Annotated in this window: 15 protein-coding genes; 12 read left to right on the top strand and 3 right to left on the bottom strand. The window is 44.9% G+C overall.

Going from position 1 to position 19882, the window contains the following annotated elements:
• The first annotated feature begins 360 nt into the window (after positions 1-360).
• Positions 361-1452 carry a nucleotidyltransferase domain-containing protein gene (locus DFQ00_RS11150; protein WP_110896572.1) on the top strand — a complete coding sequence of 364 codons (1092 nt, stop codon included), beginning with the start codon at positions 361-363 and terminating at the stop codon, positions 1450-1452.
• A gap of 113 nt (positions 1453-1565) precedes the next feature.
• On the opposite strand, the gene DFQ00_RS11155 is transcribed toward DFQ00_RS11150, so the two are convergent.
• The 3 genes from DFQ00_RS11155 to garR all read right to left on the bottom strand — a co-directional run bounded on the left by DFQ00_RS11155 (position 1566) and on the right by garR (position 5355).
• A complete protein-coding gene (locus DFQ00_RS11155) occupies positions 1566-2885 on the bottom strand; it encodes a gluconate:H+ symporter (RefSeq protein WP_110896573.1) in 1320 nt (439 codons plus the stop codon).
• A gap of 138 nt (positions 2886-3023) precedes the next feature.
• Positions 3024-4460: a four-carbon acid sugar kinase family protein gene (locus tag DFQ00_RS11160; RefSeq protein WP_110896574.1), complete on the bottom strand. Its 1437-nt coding sequence runs from the start codon at positions 4458-4460 to the stop codon at positions 3024-3026.
• A complete protein-coding gene (gene garR / locus DFQ00_RS11165) occupies positions 4447-5355 on the bottom strand; it encodes a 2-hydroxy-3-oxopropionate reductase (protein ID WP_110896575.1) in 909 nt (302 codons plus the stop codon). The genes DFQ00_RS11160 and garR overlap by 14 nt, the downstream gene beginning before the upstream one ends.
• A gap of 292 nt (positions 5356-5647) precedes the next feature.
• Here garR and DFQ00_RS11170 point away from each other — a divergent pair, with 292 nt between their 5' ends.
• From DFQ00_RS11170 to DFQ00_RS11220, 11 genes are all read left to right on the top strand, one after another.
• Positions 5648-6298, top strand: coding sequence for a GntR family transcriptional regulator (locus tag DFQ00_RS11170; protein ID WP_110896861.1), 651 nt, complete (start codon positions 5648-5650; stop codon positions 6296-6298).
• Between the two features lie 98 nt (positions 6299-6396).
• The gene (locus tag DFQ00_RS11175; protein WP_244213792.1) at positions 6397-7023 is read left to right on the top strand and encodes a histidine phosphatase family protein; all 627 of its coding nucleotides are present in this window, start codon (positions 6397-6399) and stop codon (positions 7021-7023) included.
• Positions 7024-7250: 227 nt separating this feature from the next.
• Complete coding sequence (locus DFQ00_RS11180; RefSeq protein ID WP_208643774.1) at positions 7251-8063, top strand: GNAT family N-acetyltransferase; 813 nt, start codon at positions 7251-7253, stop codon at positions 8061-8063.
• 290 nt (positions 8064-8353) lie between these two features.
• Entirely contained in the window at positions 8354-10288 is a 1935-nt protein-coding gene (locus tag DFQ00_RS11185) for a BglG family transcription antiterminator (protein WP_110896577.1), read from the top strand.
• 16 nt (positions 10289-10304) lie between these two features.
• Positions 10305-10613 carry a PTS sugar transporter subunit IIB gene (locus DFQ00_RS11190; protein WP_110896578.1) on the top strand — a complete coding sequence of 103 codons (309 nt, stop codon included), beginning with the start codon at positions 10305-10307 and terminating at the stop codon, positions 10611-10613.
• Positions 10614-10638: 25 nt separating this feature from the next.
• Entirely contained in the window at positions 10639-10956 is a 318-nt protein-coding gene (locus DFQ00_RS11195; RefSeq protein ID WP_110896579.1) for a PTS lactose/cellobiose transporter subunit IIA, read from the top strand.
• A 45-nt stretch (positions 10957-11001) separates the two neighbouring features.
• Positions 11002-12255, top strand: a complete 1254-nt coding sequence (locus DFQ00_RS11200) for a PTS sugar transporter subunit IIC (RefSeq protein ID WP_244213793.1) — start codon at positions 11002-11004, stop codon at positions 12253-12255.
• Entirely contained in the window at positions 12255-14786 is a 2532-nt protein-coding gene (gene bglX, locus DFQ00_RS11205; protein ID WP_244213794.1) for a beta-glucosidase BglX, read from the top strand. Before DFQ00_RS11200 ends, bglX begins: the two co-directional genes overlap by 1 nt.
• Before the next feature lie 294 nt (positions 14787-15080).
• Positions 15081-16841 (top strand): sensor histidine kinase, encoded by a 1761-nt coding sequence (locus DFQ00_RS11210; protein WP_110896581.1) that lies wholly within the window; start codon positions 15081-15083, stop codon positions 16839-16841.
• A gap of 34 nt (positions 16842-16875) precedes the next feature.
• Positions 16876-18354 (top strand): AraC family transcriptional regulator, encoded by a 1479-nt coding sequence (locus DFQ00_RS11215; RefSeq protein WP_110896582.1) that lies wholly within the window; start codon positions 16876-16878, stop codon positions 18352-18354.
• 231 nt (positions 18355-18585) lie between these two features.
• On the top strand, positions 18586-19869 hold the full coding sequence (locus DFQ00_RS11220; RefSeq protein WP_110896583.1) for an ABC transporter substrate-binding protein: 1284 nt from the start codon (positions 18586-18588) through the stop codon (positions 19867-19869).
• The last annotated feature ends 13 nt before the right edge of the window (positions 19870-19882 follow it).

The raw sequence follows: 19882 nt of genomic DNA on the forward strand, positions 1-19882 counted from the left end.
GGTACTTTTCCCCTGCTGGTGGAGGATTTCTAGCTTGCTGCGTTCGATTATGCTAAGATGTGTGTAGCTCATGGTGGATTCTCCTTGTGTGAATGGTTGTTGTGGTGACTTCATTCTACACGAATCCGGCCATGGGCCATTTTTTATTTATTTCCAGTAGGTGTCGCACTTCATATTACAATCCGTCTTATAAAAAGAACTAATGTCATCCGCTAAATGGTCGTATCGACGGTTTAGCGGATTTTGTGCAAAGATGGATTAAATCAACTTATACATAGTCACTGCAATGCTTCATCGTTAGACTCAAGTTAAGGTTGCCGGGAAGAAAAACGACCTGGTTTTAAAAAAGGGGTGTAACGAATGAACGAAATAATAAAGAAGAAGCTACAGCAAAAAAATGAACAGCTGATTAACATGATTATTGAACGTGCAAAAAAAGATTTCCCCAATGATATCGCCATTATTGGGCTTACGGGTTCATTTAACACGGGGGATTTTCATGAGAAGAGTGATCTGGATCTGATTATTATTAATCATACAGATCGGGGATGGGGAATTTCCGATTGCTTCATCCTGGATGACGTTGGATATGACATCTACTGCACACCATGGGATACAAGAATACGAGAGCAATCCACCTTGGAAAGTCCAGCGGTATCGAGCTTGACCAACTTAAAAATTCTCTATTATGCAGCGCCTGAGGACTTGGAGCGATTGAATAGTTTCCGGCAAAAAGCTCTCAATGCACTTGCAGCCCCGATTGGAGAAGCATGTCTTAACCGGGCTAAGGAATGGATCAATCAGGCCAAACAAGCATACAGTGACACCGTGCTGGGTGAAGACATCGGTTCAGTGCGACAGGCATCTGCCAATGTTCTGTACAATCTGGTGCATGCCCTGGTTAGTATGAATAATACATGCATCCAGCGAGGTATCAAGAGATATCTGGAGGAAATCCAATCACTTCGTTATGTACCGAATGATCTTGAATCCTTATACATGTCAATTATCGACGCTCACACTATGGAAGAGATCCGCACGGCATCCTTTAATATGTTGAGAAGCGTTGAGATGTTACATCGTACGCTGTGTGATATGTTTATTGTAAAACCCGCTCCAAGCTTTGATAATCTGAAAGGCACCTACGAGGAATTATGGTGCAACTATCGCCATAAAATCGAGAAAAGTGTTGGTACAAACGATGCCGCCTATGTCTTCCTTTCTGCTTTTGGAGCACAGGAGTATCTTGATGAAATGGCTATGACAAAAGGCACGAAGAAATTTGATCTGATGCAATACTTTAATGCAAGTGATCTTCCTGTCATGAAAGAGCAATTCCTTGAAGTAATGGATCAATATCTGGATGAGTATCATAAGGTGGGCAGGGAAGTCAAACGTTTTGCAACCTTTGAGCAGTTATATGATGATTATATGAAGGGCCATGAAGAGTAACCTGCTCCTGACAACCGAAAATACGAGCAGGAAGTGACCGAAAACACAAAAGAGTGGAAGCAAGATGTACCTCTGCTTCCACTCTTTTGTGCACTACTGCTTAAGCTAATATATCACATAAACATGTCCAAAATCAGAACACCTGCGAGTCCTACCAAGGATATAATTGTTACCATAACGGACCAGGTTTTTATCGTTTTGCCTATACTAAGATTAAAATACTCTTTGTAAATCCAGAAGCCTGCATCATTTACATGGGAGAACGTCACACTACCTGCACCAGCCGCCAGAACCATCAGTTCTGGACTGACCCCGGTTGCGGCAACTAACGGTGCGGCAATACCAGCTGCTGTCATACCGGCCACCGTTGCAGAACCAACAGCAATTCTCAAGATGGCTGCAATCAACCATGTCAGTATGAGGGGAGAAAGAGTGGAGCCTGCCATAAGATCAGAAATATATTGGTCAATATGACTGTCAATCAACACTTGCTTGAACGCACCGCCACCAGCAATAATGAGAAGAATCATACCGATTCCGCTTACAGACTCACTCAGCGATTTCATGATTTCCGGCATTTTTTTGCCCAGATTCAATCCAAACGTGAAGATGGCAAAAATGACAGAGATCAACAAAGCTACATTCGCATTACCGATAAAATCAGTCACGGGTGAGATTACCGATTCAGGAGCAAAAATATGCACAATCGTTTGCAGCGCAATCAAAATGACGGGTAGAAGTGCAGTGAAAAGGCTGATTCCGAATTTAGGCAGCTCTTCTTCCTTGAATTTCTTTGGATCAAATAATCCTTTGGGGATGTCAATCTGCAAGGCTTCTTTTTTAAACAGCTTGGTGTACACAGGACCTGCAAGGATAAATGCAGGGATTGCAATTAGGATGCCCAGGATCATCGTTAATCCGATATTGGCTCCAAAAACATTAGCAACAGCTGTTGGACCCGGGTGTGGAGGCACAAATCCGTGCATCGTTATAAGGGCTGCAATGACAGGCATTCCAAGATACAGAACAGGCACACGTGCGGCTCTGGCGATGGTAAATACCAACGGGATCAATACCACTACCCCAGTTTCGAAAAATAAAGCGATTCCAACAATAGCTGCTGTAATAACGGCTGCCAGCTGCGTTCGCTTCTGACCAAAAGCGCTGATCATCGTTGTTGCAATTCGCTGTGCGCCACCGGAATCGGTCATTAATTTACCGAGAATACCTCCAAAGATAATAATCATCGTTAAATGACCAAGTGTTCCACCTAAACCGGATTCGATGGACTCAACCGCCTGAATCGGTGTCATTCCTTCCAGCACTCCAACAGCCAGAGAGACAATAATCAATGATATGAAAGCGTTTAACTTAAAGGCCATCATTAAGATGAGCAGTAGAACAACTCCAATGGTAACGGAGAGAATTGGCATATGTTTTCCTCTTTTCTGATTGTCTTGATCCAAAAGACCACATGCAGGGAGAGCACTGTTGTGTTATAGGTTATGGGTTAGTCCAGTGCTGCTCCTTACATGCTGGTTCTATTCAACCTGTACTTGAATTTACTTGAATTACTTTGCGCTTAACATTTCAACAACTTCTCTTAAATCCGTTTTGGTACCCACGTTACCAGGGAAGATGACATAGGAGATGCCCGGGAACTTGCTTTCATTACCTGTGGTCCACACGGGAATCCCTGGACGAATTTGCCCTGCAACGGTAGCTCTTTTGACTTCCAGACCTTTGGTTCCAATATCGCTTGAGGTAATGCCACCTTTAGCAATGATATAGGCTGGTTGTACTTCCAAACGTTTCACAATACTCGTAACGGCATCAGAAATTTGGACGGACAGCTTTAATTCATCTTCTTTTCTGTCCTCTCCAAGATCCAATCGCTCCCGTTTGGTGTAGACAGCGACATTTTTACCCTCAAGAATCCATTTATTCGTCGTTTCAACAACTCTGTTCAGTTCGTTCTCAAATTGATCAGGCTCCAGAACAAGATGTACGTTAAACTCAACAAACTCAACTGCATTGGACTTCTTCAGCTCTTCGAACTGTTCTGTTGTTTTTTGGACGTGTGACCCAATAATAACTAATCCGCCATGATCGGTGTCATCACTCATCATCTCTGCACGCGTTAGCAGACTTCGGTCACTAATGCCTCCAATGACCTTGGTCAGTGCAGCAGCACTTCTAAACATAAAATGTTTACCTTTATGGATCGCTCGAATCAAAGCAATGGTGAAGAGCTGTACGTCGATATAATCAACCGCATTGACAATGACCTTATTAAAATTCTCAACACTCAACAACTGATTTTCGATCATGTCAATGTTCATGCTGCGCAGATTTTCGAGAGAGATGTAAGTCATATGCTCTGCTGAATACTGGCCATTCGACTTTTCTTCAGCCCATTCGCCTAAGTGTGATCGGGAGTAACCAAAGGTGCGATCTTTAGCAAACTCGGTTTCTCCAGCAGGCACCAATTCCGTACCATATTGAACATAATGAACATTATCAATGGTGAAGCGTCCGCCTTCTTTGAAAAAGGGGAGGATGATCTCACCGTCAAATTGCATATCTGACTTGGCTTCAACTGTATCCTTCAACACTTCCGTCTCTAACGGGTAGTGACCTCTTAATGTGGAATCTCCACGACTAATAATCGTAAACTTGCGATTATTTCTCTTTGCAGCTTCAACGATATTTGCACCAATCTCCTGGTGTGCCTTTGTTGTCTCGGCAGCTGTAAATCCGCGCGAGTTGGTAAGAATGAAGAACATGGGATGATCTTCCTTAAAACCTCTGTCGATGCTTTCCAGCGACCAATCCGTATAGACCGATACACCATGTACCGTTTGCACACCCGTAGGATCATCATCAAGCACGATAATTTTGTGATCAAATTGTTGAAGTTCCTTTTCCATCATTTGCTGAACAAGGGACGTATCTACAGAGGGTATGTTATTGAATACTTCCTCAACAGATTGATTATTGGTTTGCATGATCAAGCCCCCTTACTTCAACATTCGCTAATTTCTCATAATACTGCACGATCCCGCCGTGGTCATGCATCAATTTCCCGTCAACCTTCAGCGCATGGAACATCTCTAACAGATGACTGGATAGGGGAAGAGGTACACCAATCTCGTGTGCTGTCTCCATGACATTCGTGATATCTTTCATGTTAATCGCGATCGTGCCCCCTGGAGCAAAGTTTCTTTCCAGAATCAGCGGAACTTTGGCATCCAGAACGGCACTACCTGCTAAACCACCTCGAATGGCCTGGTACATTTTCTCGATATCTATGCCCGCTTTCGCTGCCAGAACAAGTGCTTCGGACATAGCAGCAATATTCAAGTTAACGATGATCTGATTCGCGAGCTTCGCTGTAACTCCGCATCCACTATCCCCAACGAGAGTGACTGCCGTCCCCATATCAAACAATACTGACTTGGCTTGCTCGAATACGCTTTCTTTGCCGCCCACCATAATGGCCAACGTACCATCAATAGCTTTAGGCTCCCCGCCACTAACCGGCGCATCCAGAAAACCAACTCCTTTTTTGGCGGCTTCTTCTGCCAGAGCGATGGAAACAGCAGGAGTAATGGAGCTCATATCGATAATAATAGAGCCTTCTTTGGCTCCAGATAAAATGCCATGTTCACCCAAAACAACAGCCTGCACATGCTGAGAAGCAGGGAGCATCGTGATAATAATTTCACAGTTCTCGGCGACTTCTCTTGGTGAGGAAGCTTCAGCTGCACCACAGTCTAGCAATATTTGAACCGCTTCCTGATTCAGATCATTCACGGTTAATTCATGTCCCGCTTTTCTGAGATTTAGAGCCATCGGTTTTCCCATAATGCCCAGTCCAATAAAACCTACTTTTTTTGCCATAATGTTGTCCTCCTAAACCTTTTTCTAAAACGAAATCTGCTAATGCCCATGAAAGGATAATGTTCAGCAAGTTGCATGAAAAACATAAAATCGACTTGACGAACGCTTATCATATTGAACCCTTACAGCAACCGCTTACATCGCTGTTTGCGTTTTCATTGTATACTAATAATTTAAAATTGTATACATTAAAATCTTATTTTGTATACAATTTTTGAATTATCGTATATTTTTATCGATCAGCATCGTATATACGAATGCTTTTATGAACATAATTTGGTACTATATTGATATGAGAAATGAAACTGAGGTGAAGTTAGTGCATGAAAATCATAGTTCACGACCGGCGTATCATCAGTGTTATGAAATTCTCCGAGATAAAATATTGAATGGTGAGCTTCCTAGCGGTACAAAGATCGTTGAAGAGAAACTGGCTGCTGAGCTCGGAGTGAGCCGAACACCCATCAGGGATTCGATTCGCAAGCTAGAGAACGAGGGGTTAATTCTTCAGAAGAAAGTAGTTAAACCTACCGAAAAAGATTTACGTAATTTGTTTAATGTTCGTATTTTACTTGAAGGATACTCAGCCAAATGCGCGGCAAATTTCCTGAAAGACAATGAAATTGATGAACTGTATAAGTATGTGGAGATCGGAAGAACAGGCACAAAAGAAGAAATCATGGCAGCGAATGAAAGTTTCCATAACGATATTGTCAAAGCGAGTAATAATCCACTCATGATTGATATTATAGATCGAATGCAGGCTATTATTTATCTGTTCCGCAAAACAGTGGTGATCTATAATCGTCCTCATCTTATTGATGAGCACGAGGAGATTTATAGTGCAATAAAGTCCAGAGACGGAGAGAAGGCAGAAGCCTTGATGAAAAAACATCTAGAAAACGATCTGAATTTTTATTTGCACGTGATGAGCAATCAATAAGGAATTGAAGTTTTGGACGCATCAGGAAGATGAAATCTTGAATGTTGGATAAAAAATGATTGCAGGGGGGAGAGTAGGGAGAAAAAGGAGGACATCTGGTGTACCGTTTATGTATGTTGTTCATCAGTCTTTTTCTGCTCGTTGGAGCTTCACATCATGTCGAAGCATCCGATATTTCCGAAGCTCCCCTCATAAATGACCTGCAAAAAGGGGGCTACGTTCTTTATGTTCGACATGGAGATGCAACAGCAGGGGAAGATCAGCAAAATTTTAGTCTGTCCGATTGCTCCACACAGCGGAATTTAAGTGCACTTGGAAGGGAACAGGCAGATAAGTATGGCAATGCTATTCGAAAACTGAATATCCCCGTCCTTTTTCCTGTAGAGGCCAGCCCCCTGTGTAGAACAATGCAAACCGCTCAGATTGCTTTTGGTACACAAAATGCAAAGGTAAATGCGTTCTGGTTAAACATATATAAACTCAGCTTGATGCCGAACACTCAAATTGTAGACAGTACACTTCAAGCATTCACAGATGAAGTTGAACAATCAGTTCCAACGGGTTCTAACCGGTTGATTGTAGCTCACTCTTTTCCTCCAGGTGTGGGATTAGGAGAACTAGCGAGTATGGAGACAGTCATTATTAAACCACTCGGAGTTCATAAAGGATATCAAGTTGTTGGAACTTTGAAACTGGAAGAGCTTTTACAGCTCGCTGGAATGTAGTAAGTATTTAGAGATATTCTGTTTTGGAGGAAGTTATTTTACTTTTGCTGGATTTAACTAAGAGGAGCCGCTTCATTAAAAAAGCGGCTCCTCTTTGGGTTGAATATAAGTCTATGAATTTGGGGATGAAAACGGTATGTTAGTTGTGGGACCCGGGCAAAACGATAAGGTGGAGCGACTAAACAGAATAACAATGAGAAGGATGTGGGAAACGAGTGAGATTGCCAGTGATTAACGAAGAATTAGCGAAACGGATTGTGAAATGTGAAACCGATTACTTCACCTCCAGAATTAGCTCCATTGGAGAACGAGCTGGAAATCCCGAAGGGGTCGAGATTAAGCAGTTCGGAGATACAACTGCCTTCTATATCCAATCCATGCCGTGGGGATTATTCAATTCAGTAAAGGGCTTCTCGCAGGACGATATTGAAAAACTGGAAGAGATCATTGAGTTCTATGAACAAAGAAATAGAGCATTTCAGCTAGATATCCATCCTACGGGTACTCATCCTGCAATGTTAAGACGACTATCTGAAAAAGGATTATATCAAAACAGCTTTCTTTCTGTTCTCTATGGTCTACCAACATGTGAATTACCAAACTTACCCTCTAATATAACCATTCGCCAGATTGATAACGAGGCGGATTTTGATCTCTATGCAGGTATACATTGTGTCGGGTCTGGAATGGATATCGTACATAAACATCATTTTGTCAATAACAACATCGGTCTGCTTCATCGTCCTGGTTGGAAATTGTTCTTAGCCGCATGGGACGGCGTACCCGCCGCCGTTGCTGTAATGCATATCGGCAGTGGCAGTAATATTGCCTCTTGCACATTAGCGGCAACCGCTCCTGAATATAGACGGAAAGGTCTACAAACCGCACTCTTGATGTGGCGAATGTACGAAGCATACCAAGCGAACTGTGAACTGGTCGTTGCTCAAGCCAGCTTTGGCAGCTCCAGTCAACATAATATGGAACGAGTCGGCATGCAGATCGCATGGACACGATCCGTTTGGGCACCGCTGAACCCATAGTGAAAGAATGAGTATGCCTTACTACTCATGGAATAGTAACAAAATAGCAGGATCACAGACGATCCTGCTATTTGTTTTTTTTATAAAGAAGGAAGAAAAGAATATTAGGCACGAGAGTGCCCCCACTTCATAGCCCAAAGCTGGAGATGTGTATTTCCTATGTCATTAGGAAAAAAGTTTACTTCCCTACCTTAGTTGGTTTCGCTTACAATAATCCCAATCCAGTGCGGGACAGATAGCAACTTGTCTAGGCTTCAGGAGGAGGTGACTACAAGCAGGAGGAGAACATTATGAATGAAAGGCATCTGGACATACTTCTCCATTTGTTAAATGCAAATACCCCCGTCACAGGGAGTGCTTTAGCTCAATTGTTTAATGTGAGTGACCGAACTGTAAGGTCAGACATCCGGGCTATCAATGCAGAGCTGCTCGAACAGAAAATGGAGATCCAATCATCCAAACAACGGGGGTACTACGTTGATGATTGGGCTAAGCCAGCAATCCGTCAACGGCTCAATCGTTTATGGGAGGAAAAGCCCATGTCTGTATTGCCAGACACTCCCGTTGAACGAATGACGTACATCGTGTTTGCTCTTTCATTTTCAACCAGCTACATCGGAATGGAACAACTCGCAGAACATATTTACGTATCCAGGACGACGATTAATTTGGACGTGAGACGGCTTCAGGAAATCATTGAACAGATTCCTCAGCTGGAACTAAAAGTATCAACGACCAAGGGACTACTGCTTGTTGGCAACGAGATTTCAAAAAGAGCACTTATGCTTTACGTTCTGCAGCTGGAGCTGACGCATAGAAAGATGGAGATAGTCAATAGGCTAAGGATTGTCCTGCCCGAGGAACAATTAAATGATCGTTTGCTGGACCTGCAAAATTTGATAATTAACATGTTAAATGCAGGCGGCTATTTCCTGGCTGACCATGAGATTGTTTCTTTATCATTCGATTTCTTTATTACCTTCAAGCGTATCGAGCATGGCTTCGGTATCGTAACTCCGGTTGACGAAAATCTGGACCATGAATTGACCGCAACATTAAGAAAAGCACTGGTCGGCGTTGTCGATACGATGGATGACAAGGAAATTGCTTATCTGCTTCAGAGAATGCGTTCGAAGCGGCTGTTAAGCAAGCAGAGCGGACAACTGCACGGTTTTGGTGAAGAAGCCGCATATATCGTTGATCGTCTAATCGCTGATATTCAGCGCAAATTCGGTATACCTTTCAACGAAAACACTGTGCTCAGGAATCATCTCATTCAACATATTGATCCGCTGATTAATCGCTTGAAAACGCATACCTTTGAATTCAACCCCTTGTCTGAAGAAACAAGGAAAAGATACCCGTTTGCATTTGAAATGTCCAATGTGCTGGTACCGATCATACAGAATCAATATGGACTCCTCCTGAACGAATCAGAGCTCGCATTTATCGCCCTGCATTTAGCAGTGGCATTGGAAGAAGTATTTGAAAAACCTGCGGTAGCCATCCTGTGTGGATCTGGATTAGCTACAGCTCAAATCTTGTACCGCCGTGTCATGTCCTATTACGGAGAGCGACTCGATTTGATTGGATGGTATTCTGTCTATCAGCTGGATGCCTTGCTGCGAGAGGAATTCGGAAAGGTAGATCTGTTGATTACGACCATTCCAATTGAACAAGAGGTAAACATCCCTTTACTTCTGGTTAACCCCTTATTGTCCAAATCAGACATGGCTCAAATTGAAAGCTATCTAACCGGCTCAATGATGGTACCGCAACCACGAAGTGAGGAGTTAACGGACACGTCCTTTTTTAACGAGCAATGCTTTCACTATTTTGTAAAAGGTCAGGATTATATATCCGTGCTTAAACAGATGGCCCAGAGCTTGTTGAAAGAGAAGGCAATCACAGATGTTGACGATTTCATTGCGTCTGTGCTGGAGCGGGAACGAATGCAATCCACGGTCTTTGGCAACGCTATTGCACTGCCGCATGCCATGGATTATCAGGCTAATTTCACATTTGTCTCCATCGGCGTGCTTAAAGAAGCGATCAAGCATGAAGGAAAAAGAATCAAAATCGTTCTGCTTGTCGCGATCAATCCCAAAGAAAAAGAGAAATTGAAACAGCTTTACAAAGTAATTGAGCATATTCTTGATCGTGAGGATATTAAAAACCTTTCACAAGCAAGCCAGTTTGAACAATTTATCAAGTATATATATTAATAAGGAGAGAACATCGATGAATATCATTTTAGTATGCGCGGGCGGAATGTCTACAAGCATTTTGGTAACCAAAATGAAAAAGGCTTTAGCTCCCGACCAGCTGGATTGGAAAATTGAGGCACATCCTGTTGGAGAACTGTCAGAGTATATTAACGAGTTTGACGTTGTATTGCTCGGGCCACAAGTATCTCACAAGCTAAAGGGTGTAGAAAAAGAATTTGGCGAAACCGGCAAGCCTATTGCCGTGATTAACAGCCTTGATTATGGTATGGGAAATGGGGATAAGGTGCTCCGTTTTGCGATAGATTTACAGAACAATAAATAATACATGGATAAAGAGGGATAGATATATGGAAACCAATACTGAGCAACAGATTATGGGAATGATTCTTCATTCCGGAGAGGCTAACAAAAAAGCTTTTGCGGCGTTGGCTGAAGTACGTAAAAGGGATTTTGAGCAAGCCAGAGTGCTCATTAAAGAGGCTTCTGCGGAATCGGTCAAAGCCCATAAAATTCAGACCAAGTTGATTCAAAAGGATGCGGCAAGCGAGGAAAAGCTCGAAATGAGCCTTCTGGTCGTGCACGCACAGGATCATCTAATGAAATCGTTACTAACGATTGATTTGATTGAAGAATTGATTGAAGTATTCAGTGATCTCCACACCTAACAAGAACTGGTCAAAGAAAGAGGCGGTAAGCACATGGCATTAAAAATGGAAGCGATTACGGACAAGCTTCAGCATTTCGCTGGAATTTTACAAGAAAATAAATATTTCGATTCAATTACCAAAGGTTTAATGGGGATTATGCCCATTATTTTCATTGGGTCAATCGCGGCTCTTCTAAAGGGATTACCGATTCCGATTTATCAGGATTTTTTATCAAGCAGCAGCATAAAAGATTATCTCACGCTGATCACCAAGCTAACCACAGATATGACTGCGCTATACACGGTGTTCAGCATCGCTTACGCGATGTCACGCAATTTCAAACAAGATGGGCTGAATGCCGGATTGCTTGCACTACTTAGCTTTCTGCTTCTGACACCGATTCGGATTGAAGAAAACGGAGAGTACATGCTGACTTTCCAATGGTTGGGGGCAACAGGACTTTTTATCTCTATCATTATAGGTCTGCTGGTCGGAAGACTCTATGTCATGTTGGTTTCTAAAGGTGTCGCCATCAAGATGCCTGACGGCGTTCCTCCCTCAGTAGCGAAGTCGTTTGCCGGCCTGATTCCAGGGATTATTATCGTGGCAGTGGTCGTGGTTATTAACGCTATCTTCAAAATGACGCATTATGAAAGTATTCATAATTTCGTATACGAACTGCTTCAAACACCGTTACAAAACTTGGGTGGAACATACTGGGCATTTCTTCTCACCATAGGGTTCCTTAGCCAGATTTTCTGGGTTATTGGTATCCACGGAGGGATGGTTACGTTATCAGTGATGATGCCAATTTTCATGGCACTTGATCTGCAAAATCTGTCTGCCTTCTCGGCGGGTCAGCCGCTTCCTAATATTGTCGGTATCAATTTTATGTTTGTCTATGGTATTGGAGCAGGCTGCTCCATCGGGCTATCCTTTTTGTTCCTAGCTGCTAAAAGCAAACGTTATAAGGAACTCGGTAAAATCACTGCGCCTTCGGCCGTATTTGGAATCAGTGAACCTACGATTTTCGGTGCGCCGATTATTCTGAACCCCGTTCTTGCAGTGCCTTTTATCATCAGTCCAATCATCAGCTATTCTTTGGCTTATTTCCTTACAGCGATTGATGTTCTTCCACGTCTTGGTCTGCAAGTACCTCTGGGCTTGCCGCCAATCATTAACGGATTTTTGTCTGGTGGATGGCGTGTAGCTGTGTTCCAGGTCATAATTATTATCATTTCTGTTATCACCTACTATCCTTTCTATAAAGCGATGGATAAAAAAGCGGTTTTGGATGAAACAGAGGTGAAGGCATAATGATCCAAGAAATATGGAGCTCTATTGCCAAAACAGATGCCTTCAATATGAAATTCACTTTTGAAATCACTAAAGACGAGGCTGCTTCTGTGCAAGCAGGAATCACGATGAGAATGGAACCACTCGATTTTCGTGTTCAATTCAAACCGACCTCGCTTGTAGATGGCGAACTGAAGGCGGTAGGCTTCTCACACTTTTTTGGAGAAAAACCTGTTGAACTAGAGATGACCTTTACTCAAGAAGCATTCCACGGATTTATTCTATTTCCGAAAATCGGCCGATTGGACTTGAAGGGCATGAGAGGAGCGGGGCCATCCTTGCTCGACGGCTTGAAAGAAGAAGTCCGGCAACTGCTTCCAAGGGAAGTCAAGGAACGAAGCAACGAAGAGATTGCTGGAGAAGTAGAAGCATTGCTCGCCCGCATGACGTTGAAAGACAAGATTGGACAAATGAGCCAAACGATGGCCTCGGCTTTTTCCTTTGGAAACACGGTGATTGCAGATTCACCTCAGCAGATGGTAGAAGAGGGCAGAGTTGGTTCCATTCTAGGGGCGTTCGACATGAATAAAGTGTACGAACTACAACGCATCGCGGTAGAAAAGTCCCCTTTGGGCATACCGTTGTTCTTCAACGCCGATGTTATCCATGGCTATCAGACCATTTTCCCGGTGCCTCTGGCATGGTCATGCAGCTGGAATATGGACTCGATCAGAAGAGCGGCTTCCATATCGGCCAAAGAAGCAGCTGCGTCTGGTATTACTTACAATCATGGGCCTATGGTCGATGTCACGCGTGATCCCCGTTGGGGCCGTGTTGTCGAAGGAGCGGGAGAAGATCCGTTTTTGGGCTCAGAGATCGCCAAAGCTTTGGTACAAGGTTATCAAGGTGATTCGTTATCAGATCGGAATACAATTATCGCTTGTTTGAAGCATTTTGTGGCTTATGGTGCAGTTGAGGCGGGCCGTGATTACAACACCGTGGATGTATCCGACCAGCGTTTGAGAGAAGTATACTTGCCACCCTTTAAAGCAGGAGTGGAGGCAGGTGCAGGTTCCGTAATGAATTCGTTTAACACAATTAATGGAATACCCGTCGCCGGGAATAAAGACATACTGAACACGTTACTTCGCGAAGAACTTGGGTTTAACGGCATGGTTATATCCGATTATGGATCGATCTCTGAATTGATTATGCACGGTGTTGCCAAGGACAAGAAACAGGCAGCGCAGCAAGCGATTAACGCTACATTGGATATTGAAATGGTCACGTCTGTCTACGCCGAAGTTCTGCCGCAACTGATTGTAGAGGGACTGGTGCAGGAAGCACAACTGGACGAGGCCGTGAAACGAATCCTCACTTTCAAATATAAAACGGGGATTATGGATGATCCCTATCGCTATATCCGTCCCGAAGAAGCGGAACAGCTGTATATGTCTGAAGAGCACCTTCAAGCAAGCCTTGATCTTGCCCACCAATCGATTGTGCTCCTTAAAAATGATCAAACACTACCGTTATCACCAGAAAATTCAACGATTGCCTTGATTGGTCCCTTCAGCAACAGCAAGGATCTATTGGGTTCATGGCAATTTACGAATTATGCAGAGCAAACCGTTACGATTGCAAAAGGAATAGAGGATAAACTTCATCATCCTGAAAAACTGCTGATCGTGCAGGGATGTGAGGTAGAACAGGCCATCGACGGCGGTGTGGAGCAGGCTGTGCGTGCTGCCAGACAAAGTGATATTGTAATCCTGTCGTTGGGAGAGCATAGCGAACAATCCGGTGAGGCAGCTTCCAGATCAAAACTTACGCTGCCTGATGCGCAGCTTGAACTGGCACGCGAAGTGATGAAAACCGGCAAGCCGGTCATTGTGCTCCTTACCAATGGACGTCCCCTTGTACTAGGCGATTTGCACGAACAAGCGAATGCCATCGTTGAAACATGGTATCTTGGAGCACAGGCAGGCCATGCTATCGCAGACGTATTATTCGGCGATTACAACCCTTCTGGAAAATTGACAATGAGCTTTCCGCAAAATGAGGGGCAAATTCCGGTTTATTACAATCACTTCAGCACAGGCAGACCTGCCAATGCTCGCCAAGGGAAATATGCCTCCAAATATTTGGACACGCCGAACGATCCGTTATACTGCTTCGGATTCGGCTTGAGCTACACTTCCTACGAGTATTCAGACCTTACCTTGAATACCACGAAATTGCGCCGGGATGAAGAACTGACAGCTTCGATCACCCTGCGAAACGTTGGTGCAATGGAGGGGGAAGAAATCGTACAGATGTATATTCAAGACATCACAGGAAGTGTGGTTAGACCCGTGAAAGAACTGAAAGGTTTCAAGAAGGTTAGACTCAAGCCCGGCGAAAGCCAAATCATCGAGTTCGAAATTAACGAGGCCCTGTTAAAATTTCACAACAAGAACAGCGATTTCGTAGCTGAAGATGGCGAATTCAAATTGTTCATTGGTCCGAATTCCGCGGAGCTCCAGAGCTGCGATTTTGAATTGATTGTCTAACTTGTGCGCGTTACGATAGGGGATAAAGGAAAAGATTCTTATTTTGATGGATGTCATCGTGGCACTGTCGAGTGAAAAACATACTTCCATTAAAGTCGCTGTTTCAGCGGCTTTTTTTGTTTTATCGTTACAAGCTCTTGTCCCGAGGTGACTAAATGCATTCATTCATTGCTGAAACATTTCCTTCTTTTTTATCTTGAAGTCCATGCTCATATGACACATACTTAAATTTATTTACTCAAGCATTACGGATTGGTGGGGAAAATTTCTCGTTTTTACAGGGGGTGGAAGGTTGTGAGCACAAAAATCACCAGATGGACCCTGCGATCCAAATTTATCGTGATCTTGCTGCTCTTCGGTGTGCTTCCCATGATTGTTATCGGCTGGGCTGGTTACAATGCCTCCAAGCGTACAATCATTCACCAAGCTATGGAAATCCAGTCTCGTCTACTCGAACAGACAGTTGCCTCAGTGGACAGTGAGCTGTCCATGTACCAAATGCTAGCCGGATCGTTCGGGCAGGAGGAAAGCGTCCGCCAGATGCTTGATCCAGAATCTTCACCAGACGATCTGAAGCGGTACATCAAGGAATGGGATCTATTCAATCAATTGATGAGCAAGCTGGTCTTTACCAAATTCAAAAAAACGCCCTCCATCATAATTTACGGCTATAACCGTAAAGTGTTCACAAGTTGGGGGGCAGACGGCAGCAGGCTAGCTGACTATCTTGACAGCAAGACGGAGTTCAAAAAAGTGCTGGAAGCCGGAAGCGGTGGACGGTTCGTATGGGTAACTCCGCATCTGGCGTTCGATCCGTCAAGCGCGACAGAGCCTATGCTCACTTATGAGGCCGGATATACGGATGCAAAGACCGGGAAAGAGTGGGGGAAAATAATGATTTCGAGTTCCGTGGCGGCCTTGGTAGAAGATCTGGCTTCGAATAACCAGTTTATCATCGCGAAACAGGATGGTTCCCCGGTGTATTCCGCATCAGACGCAACCGTGCCTGCTGAGATCCTGCAAGAAGCGGTCGCTGCAGATTACGGTAAAGTCACCGCCGTACTGAATCAAGGGGAGAGCATGAACAATTCTCTCTATATATCCGCCAAGCTTCTGAATGATTGGGTCGTCGTCAAGGAGATTCCCTACCAAAATTTCCTGTCCGAGCTTGGACAGATCCGCAACATCTTGCTGGTGATCATCGGACTCTGCGCATTACTGTCCATCCTTCTGGGACACTTGTTCACTGGCCGAATTCTGCGGCCAATTAAGCAGATGGTCCGTGTCATGAGAAGGATCGGGTCGGGCGAATGGACACATCTTCCACTGATTCGCACCGACCCTGAGCTTGATCTACTCCAGCGTTCATTCCTGAGCATGACCTCTGATTTGAAGGAATTGCATGAGCGTATGGAGGTAGAGCAGCGGCAGAAGCTGGAGCTAGAGTTGCAAACGCTGCAATCGCAAATTCACCCCCATATGATTAAGAATACGCTGGCGGTAATCAGTGGGTTAGCGCTACACGGACAGATGGAGCAGATCCGTGAGGTCGTGCATGCTCTGGGATACTTTCTATCGTCAAAAATATATCCAGAGAATCCGCTCGTGACTGTTGAAGAGGATCTGGATGCACTCCAGCATTATCTGACTATTATGCAGATTCGCTACCCAGACCGCATTCATGTCCTGATTGATGTACCAGATGCACTGCTTGGGCAGCGCATCCCCCGCTTTACTTTGCAGCCGCTGGTGGAGAACAGTATCTATCACGGGATGTATGGTGAGGCACCAATTCATATCTGGATACAGGCCTATGATATATCCGACACTTTCACCATCACTGTATCCGACAACGGGGCCGGTACAGTCAAACGTCCCCTCGAAGCGACCGTAGAAGTGGAGAAGGTAGAACAAATGCAAACATATTCCGGAATTGGGTTGTCCAATATCCAGCAACGCATTGCTCTGTATTTCGGTGGAGCAGCAACCTTGCACTTCGAAAGCTCTCCAGGATCCGGCGCCCAGGTGGAGGTAACGCTGCCAAAGCGACAATAAGCTAATAAAGCTGTGTTCATAAGGAGGCGACAACATGTCCATTCGAACGATGCTGGTAGAAGATGAGTGGCTAATTAGAGAGGCATTGCTAAGAACAGTGCCCTGGGAGCAATACGGCTTTGAAATAGCGGGTCAGGCGGGCAATGGAAAAGATGCTCTCGAAATGTTCATCCGGTTGCAGCCGGATGTTGTGATAACGGATATCCGCATGCCAGGAATGGACGGGATGGAACTGATCGCCTGTATCCGCGAGATATCACCGACAGTGCTGATTTGTATACTCAGCAGCCATACCGACTTTGGGCTTGCTAGGCAAGGTATACGCTACGGAGTGTTCGAGTATTTGGACAAACTGAATCTATCATCCGGAGAGGTCGAGCATTGCCTAGAACGGCTGTATGATACTTTTCACGGGAAGCTTTCCGAGCAAAGCGGGGGTTCCGGGCTACGGGAAGCATCCCAGCCTGAAGTTCGGAAACTTGAGCTACATTCTCCATCCGCCTGGCTGAAACAGTTCAGGCCAAGTGCGCGGGATGACGCTGGCTGGAGATGGATTATTATGCTGATGGACCGGGAAATATGGGGGCAGACGGACATTCATGCTTGGCTGGAGGGGTTTCCCTACCCGGCCGTCATAGCGGAGAGGCGATTGTTCGTTGACACGGAGCAACGGTTGCATCTTATTCTAGAGGACAGAATTGAAGTACCGCGCCTGCTGCTGGAGCGCTATGAGGATACGGGTATACTGATCAGCTCCAGAGTGGCCGGACCGAGCGAGTGGGAGAAGGCTTACCGTGAAGCGGAGGAATTACAGGCAGATCTATTCTATACGGGCTGGAACCATATGGTGGAGTATGGACACAAGCGTATATATCAAATCTCCGTCCCGGTACTTCAGGCTGAACAGGAGCAGAATCTGATTGCCTTGCTGGCGAGCGGCAATGCGAATGCCATTATGGATTGTTTAGATCAGCTGATGCAGGACGCCGAGCGGCGTAGCGTTCATCCAAAGCGGCTGGTTCAGGCGCTAACGATGTTGCTCACGCGGAATATTCCCGGCAGATATTTTCATCAGGAGCATATCGCAGCTTGGGGGGAAACCATCAGTCTTGCCCATTCCTGCACAACCGCCGGACAATTCATGGAGCGGATGTCAACTGCCTTAAGGACCGTTATGCAGGACAATGAACGCTCGGTGACCATAGATGTGGAATCAGCGATCCGCTATGTGCAGAAGCATTATGCAGAGAAGATAACGCTTGGCCGCTTGGCTGGTGCTGTTCATCTAAATCCAAATTATTTCTCCACGCTGTTTAAGGAACAGACTGGAGAGACGCCTATGTCCTTCGTAGCTGGCTTTCGTGTGGAAAGGGCTAAAGAGCTGCTCAGGCGCAGAGAAGGAAGCATACAGGAGATTGCAGAGCAGGTAGGTCTGCATAATCTCAGTCATTTCTCACGGGTATTCAAAAAATGGACAGGAAAAACGCCCTCGGAATACCGCGGGGATCTGTAAAACAGAACACAAAACTGAATATTAGACTAACCAAGGGGGCCTCCCCTTTTTTTTATACTAAAATGTCATATATATAGTATATTATATAACATATAACTAACAGAAAGCGCTATCATAAAAATGAATAACTCAACAATTGTACTGAGATTTGTGCAAAGACAAACGCCTGGAACTCTATTATAGTTACATCAAGTAAGAAATACTCACACATTCGAACTTGGAGGGGAACACATGAAAAATTGGATGAAGCCTTTGATTGGAATTATGACCAGTGCGGTGCTATTGGCCGGATGCGGATCGAGCAAAACGGATAATACAGCGGCGAATCCATCAGCTTCGGAGCAGGCAGTAGCCATCAAGTTCATGCTATGGAACGACAGCGCCTCAGAGCGGATGTATGATGAACTGGCTCAGGCGTTCGAAGCGAAAAACCCAGGCATCACCATTGATTTTACCAAAAGTGATGCAAACACCTACAGCGAACGTTTAACCGTTACCCTCACAGGGGGTGGCGAGGTTGATGCTTTTGCTTTTAAGAGTCTCGATGAATACTACAAGCTGGCCTCGTCGGGGCGCGCGCTGGCACTCGATGATCTTGTGACTGCTGACAGTACAGAGCTATCGGGTGTTCAATCCTTCTTTAACAATCTGAAAATTAACGATAAGCTGTATGGCTTACCTTTCCGTTCGGACGGCTGGGCGCTCTACTACAATAAAGATCTTTTTGATCAAGCGGGAATTGCATATCCCAGTGACGACCTGACTTGGGAGCAATATGTTGAACTCGCCAAGAAAATGACAAGTGGAAGCGGGCCAGACAAAATTTACGGTTCCTTCATGCCGGACTGGCCGCAGACCTGGTACTCCTACGGGCAGCAGCTTGGCAGCTCGCTCTACAGTGACAACTTAACCCCTTATGTGCAAGGACTTAAGCTGCGCAAAGAGCTGTCGGAAAGCGGTGCACAGCCTTCCATAGCCGAGAACAAGGCAACCAATGCACATTACAGAACGGCATTTCTCACCGGGAAATACGCCATGGTTGTTACGGGAACCTGGTTCCCGGGCATGCTGGAACAGGATCAGAAGGACAATAAGCTGAACTTTAACTGGGGGATGACGTATGTTCCTCATCCGCCGGGAGTGCAGAAGGGCACAACAATGACTGCAGTGGTTGTTCATGCCGTGAATTCGGATTCCAAGCATCCCGAGGAAGCCAAGAAGTGGATCAGCTTTATCTCCAGTGAAGAAGGGCAGAAGATTGTGGCCAAATATCAGACACCGGCTTCCGCAGCGGATCGTGTCAAGGATCAGTACAAAGCAACCTTTACCAATGATGCAGTGAACATGGATGCCATTTTCAATATTACATCTGTTCCAGAACGAGAATTACGCAAGGGGATTACCCAGATGAATGCCATCGCTACAGAAGAAGGGGAATTGGCCTTGCTGGGAGAGCTAACCCCTGAGGAAGCAATCGAAAACATCAAGAAGAGAAGAGACCAAGAGATTCAATAGATCAAGAGGTAGG

Source organism: Paenibacillus barcinonensis, assembly GCF_003217495.1.
Taxonomy (GTDB): Bacteria; Bacillota; Bacilli; order Paenibacillales; family Paenibacillaceae; genus Paenibacillus; species Paenibacillus barcinonensis.

What these genes read in the sequence shown, in the direction of transcription:
- bglX (WP_244213794.1), top strand. Translation starts at nt 12,255, where the DNA reads ATGATCCAAGAAATATGGAGCTCTATTGCCAAAACAGATGCCTTCAAT.
- DFQ00_RS11185 (WP_110896577.1), top strand. Translation starts at nt 8,354, where the DNA reads ATGAATGAAAGGCATCTGGACATACTTCTCCATTTGTTAAATGCAAAT.
- DFQ00_RS11190 (WP_110896578.1), top strand. Translation starts at nt 10,305, where the DNA reads ATGAATATCATTTTAGTATGCGCGGGCGGAATGTCTACAAGCATTTTG.
- DFQ00_RS11195 (WP_110896579.1), top strand. Translation starts at nt 10,639, where the DNA reads ATGGAAACCAATACTGAGCAACAGATTATGGGAATGATTCTTCATTCC.
- DFQ00_RS11215 (WP_110896582.1), top strand. Translation starts at nt 16,876, where the DNA reads ATGTCCATTCGAACGATGCTGGTAGAAGATGAGTGGCTAATTAGAGAG.
- DFQ00_RS11160 (WP_110896574.1), bottom strand. Translation starts at nt 4,460, where the DNA reads ATGCAAACCAATAATCAATCTGTTGAGGAAGTATTCAATAACATACCC.
- DFQ00_RS11200 (WP_244213793.1), top strand. Translation starts at nt 11,002, where the DNA reads ATGGAAGCGATTACGGACAAGCTTCAGCATTTCGCTGGAATTTTACAA.
- garR (WP_110896575.1), bottom strand. Translation starts at nt 5,355, where the DNA reads ATGGCAAAAAAAGTAGGTTTTATTGGACTGGGCATTATGGGAAAACCG.
- DFQ00_RS11220 (WP_110896583.1), top strand. Translation starts at nt 18,586, where the DNA reads ATGAAAAATTGGATGAAGCCTTTGATTGGAATTATGACCAGTGCGGTG.
- DFQ00_RS11170 (WP_110896861.1), top strand. Translation starts at nt 5,648, where the DNA reads ATGAGAAATGAAACTGAGGTGAAGTTAGTGCATGAAAATCATAGTTCA.
- DFQ00_RS11150 (WP_110896572.1), top strand. Translation starts at nt 361, where the DNA reads ATGAACGAAATAATAAAGAAGAAGCTACAGCAAAAAAATGAACAGCTG.
- DFQ00_RS11155 (WP_110896573.1), bottom strand. Translation starts at nt 2,885, where the DNA reads ATGCCAATTCTCTCCGTTACCATTGGAGTTGTTCTACTGCTCATCTTA.